We start from the raw sequence: 16,096 nt of genomic DNA, 5'->3' as shown, positions 1-16,096 counted from the left end.
TCCAGATACCGACGGCATCCGACTTGGGTATGAGGCGTGGCACAGGACAGCAGGAATGGAGAAGCCCGCTGTCGTGGCGGTCTGGTTGGATCGTCGCCATGACGACGACTACACCCGGCGGGGGTGCCGGGCCACGGGCGGCAGATGTCGCGGCCGACCGCCATGACGTGATCCGGGTGCAGGGCGCCCGGGAGAACAACTTGAAGGACGTCTCGGTGGAGCTGCCGAAGCGGCGGCTCACCGTCTTCACCGGCGTCTCGGGCTCGGGCAAGAGCTCGCTGGTGTTCGGGACCATCGCCGCTGAGTCGCAGCGCCTGATCAACGAGACGTACAGCGCGTTCCTGCAGGGCTTCATGCCGTCGCTGGCGCGGCCCGAGGTCGACCGCCTGGAGGGCCTGACCACGGCGATCATCGTCGACCAGGAGCGGATGGGCGCCAATCCGCGGTCCACGGTCGGCACGGCCACCGACGCCAACGCGATGCTCCGCATCCTGTTCAGCCGGCTCGGCTCGCCGAGCGCCGGCCCGCCCACGGCGTACTCGTTCAACGTGCCCACCCGGCGTGCCAGCGGCGTGATGTCCACCGACAAGGGCACGCACGTCGAGAAGAACGTCGTGCGCGAGGCGGTCTACCTCGGCGGCATGTGCCCGCGCTGCGAGGGCATGGGTCAGGTCAGCGACATCGACCTCACCGCGCTCTACGACGAGTCCAAGTCGCTGCGCGAAGGGGCCCTCATGGTGCCCGGCTACTCGATGGACGGCTGGTACGGCCGGCTGTTCGAGGGCGTCGGCCTGCCGATGGACACGCCCATCGCGAAGTTCACCAAGAAGCAGCTCGAGACGATGCTGTACTCCGAGCCCACCAAGATCAAGGTCGAGGGCGTCAACCTGACGTTCGACGGGATCATCCCGAAGATCCAGAAGTCGATGCTGTCCAAGGACCCCGAGGCCATGCAGCCGCACGTGCGCCGGTTCGTGGAGCGCGCGGTGACGTTCCAGACCTGCCCGGAGTGCGACGGCACGCGCCTGACGGCCGAGGTCCTGGCCTCGAAGATCAAGGGCAAGAACATCGCCGACCTCTGCTCGATGCAGATCACCGACCTGGCCGAGTGGGTCCGCGAGCTCGAGGAGCCCAGCGTCGCGCCGCTGCTGGCCGGCCTGCAGCACCTGCTCGACTCGTTCGACGAGATCGGCCTCGGCTACCTCTCGCTCGACCGGCCGGCCGGCACGTTGTCCGGGGGAGAGGCCCAGCGCACCAAGATGATCCGGCACCTCGGGTCCTCGCTCACCGACGTCACGTACGTCTTCGACGAGCCCACCATCGGCCTGCACCCGCACGACATCGAGCGGATGAACCAGCTGCTGGTGCAGCTGCGCGACAAGGGCAACACCGTGCTCGTCGTGGAGCACAAGCCGGAGTCCATCGCGATCGCTGACCACGTCGTCGACCTCGGCCCGGGGGCCGGCACGGACGGCGGCACGGTGTGCTTCGAGGGCACCGTGGACGGACTGCGCAAGAGCAAGACCGTCACCGGGCGCCACCTCGACGACCGGGCGACCCTGAAGGAGACGGTCCGTGAGGCCACGGGTGCGCTCGAGGTGCGCGGCGCCTCCACCCACAACCTCCGCGACGTCGACGTCGACATCCCGCTCGGCGTGCTGTGCGTCGTCACCGGCGTGGCCGGGTCCGGCAAGAGCTCGCTGATCCACGGCTCCGTGGCCGGTCAAGACGGTGTCGTCGTGGTCGACCAGAGCGCCATCAAGGGCTCGCGTCGCAGCAACCCGGCCACCTACACCGGTCTGCTCGAACCCATCCGCAAGGCGTTTGCCAAGGCCAACGGCGTAAAGCCGGGGTTGTTCTCCTCCAACTCCGACGGCGCGTGCCCGGCCTGCAACGGCGCGGGCGTCATCTACACCGAGCTGGGCGTCATGGCCACCGTCGAGTCCACCTGCGAGGAGTGCGAGGGCCGGCGCTTCCAGGCCTCGGTGCTGGAGTACACGTTCGGCGGCAAGAACATCGCCGAGGTGCTCGCGATGTCGGTCGCCGAGGCGGAGGGGTTCTTCAGCGACGGCGACGCGGCCACGCCCGCCGCGCACAAGATCCTGGACCGGCTTGCCGATGTCGGGCTCGGGTACCTGAAGCTCGGCCAACCGCTCACCACGTTGTCCGGCGGCGAGCGGCAGCGGCTCAAGCTGGCCGCCCAGATGGCCGAGAAGGGCGACGTGTACGTCCTCGACGAGCCCACCACCGGTCTGCACCTGGCCGACGTCGAGCAGCTGCTGGCGCTCCTGGACCGGCTCGTCGACTCCGGGAAGTCTGTCCTCGTGATCGAGCACCACCAGGCGGTCATGGCGCACGCCGACTGGATCATCGACCTCGGCCCCGGCGCCGGCCACGACGGCGGCACCGTGGTGTTCGAGGGCACGCCCGCCGACCTGGTCGCCAAGGCGTCGACACTCACGGGGGAGCACCTGGCGGCCTACGTCGGCTGACCGGAGGTCTAGGCCCGAGTGCTACCTTCGGCGTCCGCGTCTCGACCCATGGCGGATTCGCTGGGATTCCAGTGGTTCTAGCGTTCTGTCATGCGCTCACGAGTCGGTGTCTTGACGCTGCTGGTGCTCGCGCCGATCGCGGCCGAGCTGCTGGCGGCGTACCTGGGTGACATCGGGGGAGTGGGCGGCCTGCTCTTCCTGGTGGTCTTCTTCGCGCCGTTGTACGGGGGAGCGGCCCTCCTGATCCGCGAGGTCGCGGTGCGCACGGGTCGCGGATGGCGAGGGATCCTCTTGCTCGCAGCCGCCTTCGGTGTGCTGATGCCGACGTTCGTCGACGGGTCGCTGTTCACGTCGGCTCGTGACGACGTCGACGACTGGGGCGCCATCGTGGATGCGGCGTCCTTCGGCGGGCTGGGCTGGTACGCCGTGGTCACCTGGGTCGGTGGGCACGTGCTGATGAGCGTCGGTGCCCCGATCGCCGTGGCTCAGGCTCTGGCGCGTCGGCCGGGTCCGTGGCTGGGACGTATGGGCATCGTCGTGACGGGCCTGGGCCTTGTGCTCGTTGCCCTGCTCGTGCACCAGGACCAGTGGGACGCCCACGAGGTGGACTCCAGCCCAGAGCGGTACACGGTGGCAGGAGGAATTGTGGTCGCCCTCGTCCTTGCGGCGCTCAGCCCACTCGGGCGACCCGCCACCAGCAGGCCTGGCCGGACACCGGCGGTGTGGGTCTGCGCGGTGGCGGGCTTCGTGGGCCTGGCCGCCTTCGACTTCGTTCCGCTGTCATGGGCCGGTGTCGTGATCGATCTGACGGTTCTGGCCATCGCCTTCACCATCCTCAGCCGCTGGGGCACCACCGCGGACTGGACGCCACGCCACGTCGCCGCCGTCGCGTGGGGCGCCCTGCTGGCCCGCACGCTGACCGGGTTCCTCGCGCCGCTGCCTCAGGAGACGACGTGGGCGGAGAAGATCAGCCAGAACGTGACCTATCTGGTGCTCATCGCCCTGTTGGGCGTCACGGTGGAGCTCAGAACGCGCGCTGCGCCGTCGCCTTCGGGCCGCTGACGAGCGTGCGCGCCGGGACGTCCTCCGACACGACGGCACCGGCGGCGATCACGGCGTCCCGTCCGATCCTCACGCCGGGCAGGATGGTTGCGCCGGCACCGATCCAGACGTTCTCCGCGACGTCGATGGGCCCTCCGGTGAGCCATTCGCGGCGCTCGTCGGTGTCCACCGGGTGCCCGACGGTGATGAACGTGACCTTCGGGGCGATCAGGACACGTGGCGCCAGGCGGATCCCGGCGTAGTCCAGGAACGTGCACCCCTGGTTGATGAACACCCGTTCGGACAGCTCGAGGTTCAGGCCGTGGTCGGTGAAGAACGGCGGGTAGATCGTGACGCCGTCGGGCACCGGACGTCCCAGGATCTGCTCCAGGAGCTCAGATCTGGCTGACGTGTCGTCGAACGGCACGGCATTGAGCCTCGACGTCAACGCACTGACCTCCAGCACCCGCCGCGACATGGCGATGAACTCCGGACTCTTGATGCGGATGAGGTGCTCGCTGGCCATCCGTCGATCCTTGCGCAGAAGCGCAGGTCAGAAGGGGTGCCACGCTTGAGCAATGTTGTCCGATAATGTACATTATGTCAACTTGCGTAGATACGAACGGCAGCGGGCAGTCCCCTACGGCACCGGGACCGGCTCGACGACGTTGCCGGGCTTGATCGTCGCGCAGTTGTTCGGGACAGCCCGGCCGGCGAGACGAGCGCCCAGCCACGCGACCGCCTGCGACGTCCAGATCGGGACCGAACCGACGTGACTTAGCGGGTACTCGTGGTACAGCACGTCCACGCCACGCTCGCAGTACGTCCGGGCCAGGGTGCGGACGTCGCCGGCGATCGCGATCCCGTCCCCGGGCCCGATCCCCGGCTTGGAGCCCGAGGCGCCCTCGACCTCTCCCCTTCTCCCCTGCCCGATGAACAGCGGCGTGCTGGGCGTGCCGTCCTTCCCCATGATCAGCTGGTTCGCGATCTCCACGAGCTCCGGGATGCTCTCCGGCTCGCGGTACTGCGGCTTCACCAGCTCGGCGAACGTCAGTCCCGGGTACTGGCCGAGCGCCTTGGCGATCGTTGCGCGTCGCAACTTGGACGTGAGCTCCAGTCCTCGTTCACTCAGGTACGGGGTCAGGTCGACGTCGTACGCCCGGCCGAGGCCGACGAGCGCCAGCGGCAGCACGCCGGCCCAGAGCAGGGTGCCGTCGACGTAGTGGAGGTTGCGGATCGGGTCGACGAGGACGCCACCCATGGCCGCCCCGACCAGTCGGCGGTCCACGTCCGGCGCATACGTCGGCGCCATCTCGGCGGCCCACTCGGTGGCGATCGCCCCGCCGGAGTAGCCGATCATCCCGACTCTCGCCTCGTGTGCGATGCCCGTGGTCGGGTTGGCGAAGGCGGCTCGCAGGCCGTCGAGGGTGTTGTGGCCGTACTCGGGCCCGGCACCGATGTTGGCGTCCTGCCCCTCCACGTCGGTGATGACCACGGCGCTGCCCGCGAGCAGGAACGGCAGCACGAGGCCGGTTTCGAACGTGGCGATCGCGCCACCGGGCAGCTTCATCGATCCGGCGATGACGCTGGACGGCTGGTCGGCGGGGTCCGACGAGTCGTAGAACGACTGGTACGCCACCACACGGCGCGAGGCGGCGCCGAGGAGTGGCCGGACCACCGTGGTGACACCGAGGGTGGCCTGTCCTCGCGCGCCGGTCGTGCGGAAGAGCAGCTGCGTGGTGCGGACGGGCAGCGGGATGCCGGCCAGGTGGTACGGCAGGTGCCGGGTCCGCAGGACCGTGCCGGGCTCGATGCTCTCCAGCGGGGCGCTGCCGGTGTACCGGTAGAACGGGTCGGTCGACGGGTCGCCGAGCGTCGAGGCCCCGGCCGGCTGCACCGCTGTCAGGGCCGCAGCGACGCCGATGACGAGCGCCAGGATCCGGTGGACGAGGGAGGTCTTCACGGCGGCTCGCCTTCGATGGTCGGGAGTGACGTCAGTCGGACGCGATCTTGGACCGCAGGATCTTGCCCGTGGCGTTGCGAGGGAAGTCTGGCACGACCACGACCTGTCGGGGCACCTTGTACTTCTCCAGCCGGCCGCGGACGTGGTCGCGCAGGGCCTGCTCCCCCGGGTCGTCGCAGCCCTCGGCGAGCGTGACGTAGGCGCGCAGCACCTGGCCGAACTCCTCGTCCCTGACGCCCAGCACGACGGCCTCGTCGACGTCTGGGTGCTCGGCGATCACCTGCTCGACCTCGAGCGGGAAGACGTTCTCCCCGCCGGAGACCACCATGTCGTCGTCGCGCCCGTCGACGTACAGCCGCCCCTTGGCGTCAAGGTGGCCCATGTCACCGGTGTTGACGTGCCCGTCGACGACTTCCTTGGCCTCCGGGGTGTCCGCGCCGTCCTCGGTGTAGCCCTCGAACATCAGCCCGCCGCGCATGAAGATCGTGCCCCGCTCCCCCACGTCGCAGCGGGACCGGTCGTCCCGCAGGATCCGCACCGAGATGCCGATGCCCGGCCGCCCGAGGGTGGAGGGCTCGTCGAGGAGGTCCTGCGGCGAGGCCATCGAGACGATGCCGGTCTCGGTGGAGCCGTAGAGGTTGACCAGCACCGGTCCGAAGACCTCCATGACCTCCCGAACCGTGCCCGGCGAGATCGGCGACGCGCCGGTGAGGGCCACCCGGATCGACGAGAGGTCGACGTCGGACCGCTCCTTGCGCGCTGCGAGGAGGCGCTGGAACATCACGGGGACGCCGGTGAGCACAGTCGCTCGATGCTCGGCGATGTCGTCGAGGGTCTGGTCGGCGTCGAACCGTCGGTGGCATACCACGGTGCCGTTGACCGCGAGGGTGCTGAGCAGCAGCGCGAAGCCGAGCGCGTGGAAGAACAGCGGCGGGATCACCGCCACGTCGCCCTCACGCAGTCGCAGCACGCCCATGCCCGTCGCCACGCTCTCGGCGACGGCGACCGGGTTCACGCTGCGGGAGACGCCCTTGGCGAGGCCCGTGGTGCCCGAGGTGAGAAGGGTCAGCTTGCCCGTGCGGTGGTTGGCCGGTGCGGGTCGCCCGTCGTGCTCGGCGAGCTCGTCGAGGGTGGTGGCGTTCGTCGCGCCGTCGTGCCACGCGACGACGCGCTGCCCGTCGAAACCGCTGGAGTCGACGATGGCGGCGTACTCCTCGTCGTGCACGAGGACGTCCGGGCGATGGCGTCCGAGGATCCGAGCGAGCTGCGCCTCGGTGACCTCGCTGTTGAGGAGCACCACCTCGGCGCCGAGCCGCGACCCGACGGCCATCGCCTCGAGAAAGCCGCGGTGGTTGCGGCAGAGGATCGCGACGCTGTCCGGCGCGTCGGCGTCCTGCACGAGGGCGCCGGCGACCGCCTCCATCCGGCAGTCGAGCTCGCGGTACGTGACGCTCCCCCGGTCGTCGACCAGCACGGGCCGGCCGGAATGCTTCGCGGCGCCGATGGCGACGGCCGCGGCGGGCGTCAGACCGGTGCGCCAGAGCCCGGAGAGCAGCTTCGCGCCCGTGACCGGCCCGACGGGCCGGAGCAGACCGGATCCGACGGTGGCCGTGGCGGCGTCACGCCAGCGGGCGAGGTCGAGTCGATGCGCCATGAGCGAGATTCTGCCCGAGACCGGCCTGGCCGGCCTGCCTAGGCTGGAGGTGGTCATGAGCGAGAAGAGACGACGCCACCGCGCCGGCGAGGACCAGAAGGCCCGGGACCGGCGGATGGAGCACCAGGCCCGCTGGGTCGACCTGGAGGTCCAGCGGGCGATCGAGCGCGGCGACTTCGACGACCTTCCCGGCGCCGGCAAGCCGATCCCTGACCTCGACACCACGCACGACCCGGACTGGTGGATCAAGCGGCTGATCGACCGCGAGCAGATCACCGGCGTGCTGCCCCCGGCGCTGGCCCTGCGCGGTGAGGACGCCCGGCTCGACGACGTGCTCGACGGTCAGCGCGACGAGCGCCGGGTCCGCGAGATCGTCGAGGACTTCAACGCCCGGGTGGTGGAGGCGCGTCGGCAGCTCCTCGGCGGGCCGCCGGTGATCACTCCGACCCGGGACGTCGATGCCGAGGTGGCGGCGTGGAGGGAGCGCCGGAGCCGCCGGCGGACCTAGACGGTCTGGGGTGATCCGCGGGTGGCGTCGAGCTTGCCGGCGTGGATGAGGGCGTGGCACTTGCGGCATCGGCCGTCGAGGTCGTCGAGGTCGTCGAGGTCGGTGTTGCCACCGTGGGTCCACCAGACCTGGTGATGGTTGTGCGCGATGGGGTGATGACAGCCGGGTGAGGCGCATCTGGCGTTCTGCCGGTGCCGGATCGCCTTGGCCTGCTTCAGTGTGGCGAGCCGTTCGGAACGGCCGACGTCCAACACTTCGGTGTTGCGGCCGATGGTCTTGACCAGGATGGGGGTGATCTCGGCTCCGCAGAGCAGGTGGCTGAGGAGCTGGGGCCCGATCGGACCGAATCCCTCGAGGTGCGCCGGCTTCAGGTCGAGATCCAAGGCCTTCTGGGCGGACTCGTCGGCGATGGCCTTCAGCGTGTCGGCTTCGACGGTGACGAACAGGTGAGGGCGGATGCCGTTGTCGGCGGGGAGTCCGTTCTCCAGGACCGAGCGGCACAGGTCGGTGAAGGCGTCCATCCGTCGTTCGGCGAGGGTGCGGTCGTCGTCGGCGTCTCGCGAGATCGAGAGGCTGTTCATGATCGTCTTGAACAGGACACCGGTCTCGATGTCGAGGAACCCGGTCGGGACGAACCCTTCGCCGCAGCGCTTGAGGCGGATGTCGTGCTTCTCCATGCCGTCGAGCCAGGCCTTGTCGAGGTCGTCACCGTGCAGCACGTCGCGGATGTTGCGGACCTTCTCGAACAGCTCACCGGGTGCGACGGTCTTTGCGACGTCGAGCAGCGGCCCTTCGAGCTGACGAGTCTCGTCGTGGCCGACGTGCTTGAGGGCGAAGGTGAACGCGTTGACGTGCTCGAACGACAGCTCACCGGTACGCGCTGCTTCACCCACGGACGGCAGGTCACGGAACGTTCTCGCGGCGCGGACCAGCTGACGGGTCCGGCCGGCGTCCTGGTGCAGCTCGCGCCGGCCCCAGGTGGCGATGGACGAGGCACCGTCGTCCTCGTGGGCCTCGGTCTCGTCGATCTCGGCCAGCACCACCGACAGCTCGGTGGTCAGGACGTCGATCGCGGCCTTGAGCGCCTTCGCGGTCTCGGTGTCGGGCGTGGTGACTGACCGCAGCGCCTGCGCTGCGTCGCGCAACGTGGTGATGGTGGTCTCGTCCTCCCCGAACATGCTTCCAACCTATCAGAACATGCGTTCGAGACCCATCGTTTTCCACTGATATTCCAGTCAAATGTTGAACTCGAGCTATCGCAAGACACCGACACTTGCCCAGCCCAATCGTCGGGCCGTGGACATCTCGGCCGTCCACACGACAGTGCGCACGTCGCGGCATGAGCGGGCGTTCCTGCTGCGAGATTTGCTCCCGCGAGCACCACCCCGTCGTCGCACGCTGGTGGTCTACGGAGCAAATCTCGGGGCCAGGACTCATCGGCATGAGAGGACGCATCGGGCGGTGGCGATTCGACCGAATACGGGCTCACACGGTTGACCATCCACCGCTCCGCGGTGAACGGTCCGACCGGCCAGGCAGACTGGCCCCATGACGACGATCGCGGCCACCCGCACCGTGCGGCTGGACGTCCCGATCGACGTCGGGCTCACCTGGTCCGCGCTGCGGCACGGCCGAGGCGACCCCACCTACCGTCACGTCGCCGGGAGCATCTGGCGCACGAGCCGCATGGCCACCGGGCCCGTCACCGTGCAGGTCACGCAGGAGGCCGACCGCGTCGTCCGGGCCGAGGCCTGGGGCGCCGGTGCCGATGAGCTGCTGGACGGCCTGCCTGCCGCTCTGGGCACCAAGGACGACGTCACCGGCTTCAGCACGGCCCATCCGGCCATCGCCGACGCGGTCCGCCGGTTCCCGGGCCTGCGGATCCCGCGCACCGGCCGGGTGATGGAGTCGCTGATCCCCGCGGTGCTCGAGCAGCGCGTCGTCGGGCTCGACGCGCAAGCCTCCTGGCGCCGTCTGGTCCAGAAGCACGGCGAGCCGGCACCCGGACCGGCGGCCGAGCAGCTCCGCGTCGTCCCGGACGCCGCCACCTGGGCGGCGCTGCCCGTCTGGGAGTGGCACCGGGCCGGCGTCGACCCCCAGCGGTACCGCACAGCCCAGGCGTGCGCGCGCGTCGGTCCACAGCTCGAGCGCGTCGCGGCTGCCGGCGACCTGGCGGCCACCTATCGGGCGCTGCGGAGCGTGCCGGGGGTCGGTATCTGGACGGCCGCCGAGACCGGCTCAAGAGCGCTAGGCGACGCCGACGCGGTGCCGTTCGGCGACTTCCACCTCGCCCACCTGGTCGGCGTCGGGCTGGTCGGCCGCCGCCTGCACACGGACGACGAGGTCGCCGAGGTGCTCGAGCCGTACCGCCCGCAGCGGTTCCGCGCGGTGCGACTCCTCGCGCTCAGCCCGCTCGTGCGGATGGAGCGTCGAGGCCCGCGCGCACCGCGCGTGAACCATCACCGGATCTGAGGTCAGACTCCCCCGGTCAGGTGCACCGAGCTGATCTCCTGGTCGGCGATCTGCGCGGGCGTGAACGGGAAGCTCACCCACTGCTCCTGGCCGAACATCTCGGTCTGGTCGCGGTACCAGGGCGACGTCGGGTCCATCGACTGGCCGTAGGTCAGGATCGTCGACGCCTGGACGCCGGTGTCCGTGAACGAGACCGCCTGGATGTGCGACGACCCGTACGTGATGTTGTACAGCCGCTGCGGGTTCTCCACCGGAGGCTTCACCAGGACGACGTTCACGTTGCCCGTCTCGGCGCTGCCGCCGTCGACCGGGATCGGGGCGCCCTCCTTGTCGGCCACCTGCTGCGATCCGAGCGGGGCGTCGAGCGGGATGTTCTTCGACTTCAGGTACGCGATGGCGTCCCGCATGGCCCGCGTGACGAGGTATGAGCGTTCCTTGAGCTCGCGCGGCGTGTTCAGCGGGTCCCTGGCGTTGAACTTCACCGCCCAGCGGCTCGGCTTCGTCCGGAGCCAGAACTCCTGGAAGAGCACCGACCCGACGCTGTCGATGTCGTTCTTGCCGTCCCAGGCGGCGAGGATGTCGCAGGCCTCTCCCCCGCGGGCGGCCTTGCAGGTCTTGTCGAGGTCGCCGTTGGCCTTCGTCATCTCGGCGGCCAGGACGCGGTTCTCGTGCTCGAAGCCGCGGAACGTCTCGAACGAGATCTGTCCCTGCTCCAGCGCGTCGGTGACGTACTTGTAGACCATCCGGGTGCGCAGCGACCGCTCGCACTTCTCGCAGCCGATGATGCTGGCGTAGCCTTCCAGCCGCTCGGCCGGGTTGGGCAGCCAGTACGAGTCGTTCGCGTTGGCGACCCAGTCGCGCCGGGTGGCGTCCGGAAGGTTCGACGGGCCGAGGATCCCCGGGCGCTCGGCGTCGGCGTCGTTCTGCCACGCGCACGTCGAGCGGGCCCGGGTGCCGTTGAGCACCGGAAGGCCGGCCAGCAGCTTCGTGACCCGGCCGATCGGCGTGATGCACTTGCGGAGCATCGTCTCCGGGACGTTCGGGACGACGGAGTGGTCGGCGTACAGCGCGTTGCCGTCACGGTCCGCGGCGATCGTGTTCACCCACGGGATGCCGGCGCCCTGGTCCTGCTTCTGGAGCAGCTCCGTCGCGGTGGACGCCTTGCCCATGTTCAGGAACGAGTCGATCGTGCGCAGGTGCTCGCCGTTGGCGTCCCGCATGGCGAAGACGCTGATCGGCGTCCATCCCATCAGGGTGTCCGGCGAGTCCATGACGTAGCCGTCCTCGGTGCGGTAGAGCGACCGCTTGACCGTCGAGAGCGAGCCGTTGGCCTGCTTCACCTGGACGTCGACCGACCGCTTCTCGAGGTCCTTGATGCCGTGGTCGGTCAGGTACTTGGTCGGCAGGCCCGGAATCACCCGGTACTCGTACGGCGTGAACCGGAACGCGGTGGAGACCGTGTGGCTCCACGCGACGTTCTTGTTGAACCCGATGTTGATCACGGGCGAGCCGAGCAGTGCGGCCCCCGCGACGTCGTACTCCCCCGGGATGGTCAGGTGCGCCTGGGCGAACCGGTACCGGCCGTGCCACGGGAAGTGCGGGTTGCCGAGCAGCATGCCGCGGCCGGTGGTGGTGGCGTCGCCGCCCAGCGCGGTGGCGTTGGAGCCGAACCCGGAGTCGGGGTCCTTGCCCAGGTCCGCCTTCAGCTGGTCGGCGGACGGGAGCTTCCGGGGCGCCTTGGAGTACGGCAGCTTCCGGTCCAGCTCCTCTGCGGACATCGTGGTGGTGGCGTCCTCGGTGGTCGCGGTCTGCTTCTTCAGCCCTCCGAGCAGGCCGCCCAACAGCGGGAGGCCGGGGTCGGTGAGGGTCGGGGGTGACGCGTCGGCGATCTCGTCGACGAACGGCCCGACCGAGGCGAGCAGGTTGGCCGCGTAGACGCCGTACCAGAGGTCGAGGTCGGAGAACGACTCGTCGAGGTAGTCGTCGCCCTTGCAGGTCTGGTCGTGGACGCCGTCAGCACCGCCGACGTCCTGCAGGTAGCGCTTCACGCCGGCGGTGTAGCCCTTGACGATCGCGCGCGCCTGGTCGCCGGGCCCACGCACCGGGTCGGCGAGCAGGTCCTCCACGACGTGCCGGTTGTGCAGGTCGGTGAAGAACGTGTCGGTCTGCAGGTTGGTGGCGTCCATCGAGACGTTGTCCTGGTACCGCGCCGTGGGTCCGAAGTACCGCGACCGCTTGCCCTGGCCGGTGATGAGGGTGTCGGCGAGGTTGCAGATCGACGTCTGCGCCGTCGCGTACCCGTGGCCGTAGCCCAGCGACGCCCAGTCGTTGGCCACGATGTGCGGGATGCCGTGCTCGGTGCGCGTGATGGTGACGTCGTACGTGCCGCCTGGCGGCTCGAGCGGCGCTCCGGCCGCCGAGGCGCTGGTGGTGGTGACGGTCGCGGTGGCGAGGGACGCCACGAGGACGGCTGCGACGGACAGGGCGACGTTCCGGCGGATCTGCTGCATGGACGACCTCTCGGCTCGGTGAGGTCAAACTAGCGACGAATCGTTGCGCCGTGGGCCCAGATCGGGAAAAAGTTGGACGGATGTCTCGCTACGCGAACGCGGCGACGTCACCCGCGCCCTCGCGCACCACCTCGGGCACGCCGTCGAGGAAGTCGATCACCGTGGTGGGCTCGGCGGTGACCTCGCCGGACTCGATCACCGCATCCACGGCCTGGTCGAGCTCCTCCTTGACCTCCCAGCCCTGAGTCATGGCCTCCTCGTGGCCGGGCAGGATCAGCGAGCTGGAGAGCAACGGCTCCCCCAGCTCGGCGAGGAGCGCCTGCACGACCGCGTGATCGGGGATCCGGGCGCCCACCGTGCGCTTCTTCGGGTGCAGCAGCCGCCGCGGGACCTCCGGGGTGGCCGGCAGGATGAACGTGTACGGCCCGGGCGTCGCGTGCTTGACCGCACGGAACACCGCGTTGTCGATGTGCACGAACTGGCCCAGCTGGGCGAAGTCGCGGCAGACCAGCGTGAAGTGGTGCTTGTCGTCGAGCCGCCGGATCGCCTTGATGCGCTCGAGCGCGTCCTTGTTGCCGAGCTGAGCGCCCAAGGCGTATCCGGAGTCTGTCGGGTACGCGACGAGTCCGCCGTCACGGATGATCTCGACCGCCTGCGCGACGGTGCGGGGCTGCGGGTTGTCGGGATGGATGTCGAGATAGCGCGCCATGGTCCGACCCTACGATCCGGTTCCCACCGTTCCGAATCGCGTCGCTAGCCGAAGATGCTGTAGCCGCCGGGGCCCACGAGCGCCGCCACGACGAGGAGGACGATGCCCCACAGGATGTCGCCCTGGATGATCCGGATGATGCCGTAGATCGCGATGATGACCGCGATGATGAACAAGATCGTGCCCATGTTCGGAGCCTCTCTTCTCGGATGATCCACCACGCTAGGGCGACTCGTGGCCGGGCGCCTGTCGAGAGCGTCCGGGGCCGGTGTCCACGGTGTGGACGGGAATATCCGGGCTCTCGCGGCTGTCTATCCTCGAGAACGAGGTCGACGGGAAGGAGCGGACCGTGACGGAGACCGCACCTGTCCTGACGTTGGCGGACCAGCGCCGGCGCCAGGTCGAGCACGACGCCGCCCGCGCCGAGCACCACCAGCAGCGCCCCGGGCTGCTCGCCCCGCGCCGCTCTCCCGAGGAGCTGAAGGCGCTGGCCGAGGAGGCTTCCGAGCGCCTGGCCGACGCCACAGCGGACGAGGTTCTCGCCTGGGTCGCCGAGACCTTCGGCTACCGCACCGCGGTGGCCTGCTCCATGGCCGACGCCGTCCTCCCCGACGTCGTCGCCCGCCACCTCCCGTGGGTCGACACGCTGTTCCTCGACACCGGTTACCACTTCGCCGAGACCGTCGGCACCCGCGACGCCGTCGAGTCCACGATGCAGCTGACCGTCGTCGACGTCACCCCGAAACGCACCGTCGCCGAGCAGGACGCCGAGTTCGGCAAGGACCTGTTCTCCCGCGACCCCGGCCTGTGCTGCCAGATGCGCAAGGTCGAGCCGCTCGCCGAGACCCTCGCCGACTACGAGGTCTGGGTCACCGGCGTCCGCCGTGAGGACTCCTGGCTGCGCGCCGGCACTCCCCTCGTGGAGTGGGACGAGAAGAACAGCATGGTCAAGGTCAACCCGCTGGCTGCCTGGACGTTCGACGAGCTGCTGGCGTACGCCGCGGAGCACGACGTGGTCATCAACCCGCTGCTGAACGACGGCTATCCGTCCATCGGCTGCGAGCCCTGCACCCGCCGCGTCGAGCCGGGTGAGGACCCGCGCGCCGGCCGCTGGGCCGGGCTGGACAAGTCCGAGTGCGGCCTGCACGGCTGACCGCTCGGACCTCTTCATGACCACCTCCGGGAGCCTTCCGCTCACCCTTCGCGTGGCCGGACGTCGTGTGGTCGTCGTGGGCGGCGGTCACGTCGCGGCCCGCCGTGCCCGGGCACTCCTCGACGCCGGCGCCGACCTCACGGTCGTCTCCCCCACCGTCACCGCCGCCCTCGCCGAGCTGGCCGAGCGCGGCAGCATCCGCTGGGAGCAGCGCGGCTACGCCGAGGGCGACCTCGACGGCGCCTGGCTCGTGCAGACGGCCACGGCCGACGCCGAGACCGACGACCGCGTGGCCGCCGACGCCGAGGCGCGGCAGATCTGGTGCCTCAAGGGCGGCGACCCCGACCGGGCGACGGCCTGGGCGCCCGCCGTGGCCCGCGTCGACGACGTGCTGATCGCGGTCAGCGGGGGCGGCGACGCCGGGCGCGCGACGTCGCTCCGGGACGGCGTGGCCGCCGCACTGCAGGCCGGTGAGCTGCCGCTCCGGCATCGCACGCACCATCCTGAGGGCTTCGTCGCCCTCGTCGGCGGCGGACCGGGCGATGCCGGTCTCGTCACGGCGCGCGGCCGACGGCTGCTGGCCGAGGCCGACGTGGTCGTGGTGGACCGCCTCGCCCCCACATCGCTGCTCGAGGAGCTCTCCCCCGACGTCGAGGTGATCGACGTCGGCAAGCGCCCCGACCACCATCCCGTGCCCCAGGACGAGATCAACGCGTTGCTGGTCGAGCACGCCAAGCGCGGGCGGGTCGTGGTCCGCCTGAAGGGCGGCGACCCCTACGTCTTCGGCCGCGGCGGCGAGGAACGCCAGGCCTGCGAGGACGCCGGCGTGCACGTGGAGGTCGTCCCGGGCGTCACGAGCGCGATCTCCGTGCCGGCCGCCGCCGGGATCCCGGTCACGCACCGCGGCGTGGCCCAGGGGTTCAGCGTCGTCACGGGCCACGAGGGCCTGGGCGCGCTCCCCCACGACCGCTCCCACACCCTGGTGCTGCTGATGGGCATCTCCCGGCTCGCCGCGACGGTCCAGGAGCTCGTCGCAGCCGGGCACGACCCTGACGCACCGGCCGCCGTCGTCGAGAGCGGCTGGACCGACGCCCAGCGCGTCACGGTCGGCACGCTCGCGACGATCGCCGGACGGGCCGCCGAGGTGGGTGCTCGCGCCCCCGCCGTCACCGTCGTCGGCGACGTCGTGACGCTCTCGCCGCACTGGACGTCAGCCACGCGTTGAGCGCTCGCTCGCCGCGCCGCATGACGGCGTCGTGGGCGAGGACGAACACCGGGCGCAGCAGGCGCTCCGTGGCGTGCATCCACCGCGGGGTGGCTTCCACGTCCCAGGTGACGTCGATCGTGCTGTGACCGGCGTCCACCGGGGCGAACGCCATGGTGGCAGTTCCGCTGAGGTCGCCGTCGGAGCGCAGCGTCACCCGGTCGCGCGGCGTCTCCACGAGGTCGTGCAGCCGGAACCGCAGGCGGTAGCCCACCGGGCTGCTCGCCGTCACGTGGATCTCGTCGCCCTCGCCGCGCCGTGACCGCAGGCCAGGCCACCACACGAACGGGTCGTCGGAGGCCAGGAGTGCGTCCAGCTCCTCCCAGACCT

Annotated in this window: 14 protein-coding genes; 6 read left to right on the top strand and 8 right to left on the bottom strand. The window is 70.3% G+C overall.

Features of this window, described 5'->3' with window-relative positions:
• The first annotated feature begins 98 nt into the window (after window positions 1-98).
• Window positions 99-2,492, top strand: coding sequence for an ATP-binding cassette domain-containing protein (locus FHP06_RS02275; protein ID WP_147683359.1), 2,394 nt, complete (start codon window positions 99-101; stop codon window positions 2,490-2,492).
• A 90-nt stretch (window positions 2,493-2,582) separates the two neighbouring features.
• Complete coding sequence (locus tag FHP06_RS02270) at window positions 2,583-3,554, top strand: hypothetical protein (RefSeq protein WP_147683357.1); 972 nt, start codon at window positions 2,583-2,585, stop codon at window positions 3,552-3,554.
• On the opposite strand, the gene FHP06_RS16285 is transcribed toward FHP06_RS02270, so the two are convergent.
• From FHP06_RS16285 to FHP06_RS02255, 3 genes are all read right to left on the bottom strand, one after another.
• Complete coding sequence (locus FHP06_RS16285) at window positions 3,517-4,059, bottom strand: sugar O-acetyltransferase (protein WP_147683355.1); 543 nt, start codon at window positions 4,057-4,059, stop codon at window positions 3,517-3,519. The two genes, FHP06_RS02270 and FHP06_RS16285, sit on opposite strands and share 38 nt — an antisense overlap.
• 114 nt (window positions 4,060-4,173) lie before the next feature.
• On the bottom strand, window positions 4,174-5,496 hold the full coding sequence (locus tag FHP06_RS02260) for a lipase family protein (RefSeq protein WP_147683353.1): 1,323 nt from the start codon (window positions 5,494-5,496) through the stop codon (window positions 4,174-4,176).
• A 31-nt stretch (window positions 5,497-5,527) separates the two neighbouring features.
• Entirely contained in the window at window positions 5,528-7,150 is a 1,623-nt protein-coding gene (locus FHP06_RS02255) for an AMP-binding protein (protein WP_147683352.1), read from the bottom strand.
• Here FHP06_RS02255 and FHP06_RS02250 point away from each other — a divergent pair.
• On the top strand, window positions 7,149-7,658 hold the full coding sequence (locus FHP06_RS02250; protein WP_147683350.1) for a DnaJ family domain-containing protein: 510 nt from the start codon (window positions 7,149-7,151) through the stop codon (window positions 7,656-7,658). The two genes, FHP06_RS02255 and FHP06_RS02250, sit on opposite strands and share 2 nt — an antisense overlap.
• Here FHP06_RS02250 and FHP06_RS02245 read toward each other — a convergent pair.
• Window positions 7,655-8,836: a DUF222 domain-containing protein gene (locus tag FHP06_RS02245; protein WP_147683348.1), complete on the bottom strand. Its 1,182-nt coding sequence runs from the start codon at window positions 8,834-8,836 to the stop codon at window positions 7,655-7,657. The two genes, FHP06_RS02250 and FHP06_RS02245, sit on opposite strands and share 4 nt — an antisense overlap.
• A gap of 370 nt (window positions 8,837-9,206) precedes the next feature.
• On the opposite strand from FHP06_RS02245, the gene FHP06_RS02240 reads away from it, so the two are divergent.
• Window positions 9,207-10,130 (top strand): DNA-3-methyladenine glycosylase family protein, encoded by a 924-nt coding sequence (locus tag FHP06_RS02240; protein WP_147683347.1) that lies wholly within the window; start codon window positions 9,207-9,209, stop codon window positions 10,128-10,130.
• Window positions 10,131-10,132: 2 nt separating this feature from the next.
• Here the strand turns inward: FHP06_RS02240 and FHP06_RS02235 are convergent, their stop codons facing one another.
• From FHP06_RS02235 to FHP06_RS15840, 3 genes are all read right to left on the bottom strand, one after another.
• Window positions 10,133-12,640, bottom strand: coding sequence for a penicillin acylase family protein (locus FHP06_RS02235; protein ID WP_147683345.1), 2,508 nt, complete (start codon window positions 12,638-12,640; stop codon window positions 10,133-10,135).
• Between the two features lie 88 nt (window positions 12,641-12,728).
• The gene (locus FHP06_RS02230; protein ID WP_147683343.1) at window positions 12,729-13,349 is read right to left on the bottom strand and encodes an L-threonylcarbamoyladenylate synthase; all 621 of its coding nucleotides are present in this window, start codon (window positions 13,347-13,349) and stop codon (window positions 12,729-12,731) included.
• Window positions 13,350-13,393: 44 nt separating this feature from the next.
• Window positions 13,394-13,537, bottom strand: coding sequence for a GPGG-motif small membrane protein (locus FHP06_RS15840; protein ID WP_187271743.1), 144 nt, complete (start codon window positions 13,535-13,537; stop codon window positions 13,394-13,396).
• A 161-nt stretch (window positions 13,538-13,698) separates the two neighbouring features.
• On the opposite strand from FHP06_RS15840, the gene FHP06_RS02225 reads away from it, so the two are divergent.
• Both FHP06_RS02225 and cobA read left to right on the top strand, forming a co-directional pair.
• Entirely contained in the window at window positions 13,699-14,502 is an 804-nt protein-coding gene (locus FHP06_RS02225; protein ID WP_456236632.1) for a phosphoadenylyl-sulfate reductase, read from the top strand.
• Window positions 14,503-14,518: 16 nt separating this feature from the next.
• Window positions 14,519-15,727, top strand: a complete 1,209-nt coding sequence (gene cobA / locus FHP06_RS02220) for a uroporphyrinogen-III C-methyltransferase (protein WP_147683341.1) — start codon at window positions 14,519-14,521, stop codon at window positions 15,725-15,727.
• Here cobA and FHP06_RS02215 read toward each other — a convergent pair.
• Complete coding sequence (locus FHP06_RS02215) at window positions 15,669-16,049, bottom strand: SRPBCC family protein (RefSeq protein WP_147683339.1); 381 nt, start codon at window positions 16,047-16,049, stop codon at window positions 15,669-15,671. The genes cobA and FHP06_RS02215 overlap by 59 nt on opposite strands.
• Between the last annotated feature and the right edge of the window lie 47 nt (window positions 16,050-16,096).

Origin of the sequence: Aeromicrobium terrae (genome assembly GCF_008039565.1) — a bacterium.
Taxonomy (GTDB): Bacteria; Actinomycetota; Actinomycetes; order Propionibacteriales; family Nocardioidaceae; genus Aeromicrobium; species Aeromicrobium terrae.
The sequence above is the reverse complement of the archived record's forward strand: the minus strand, read 5'-3'. Positions and strand labels throughout refer to the sequence as shown.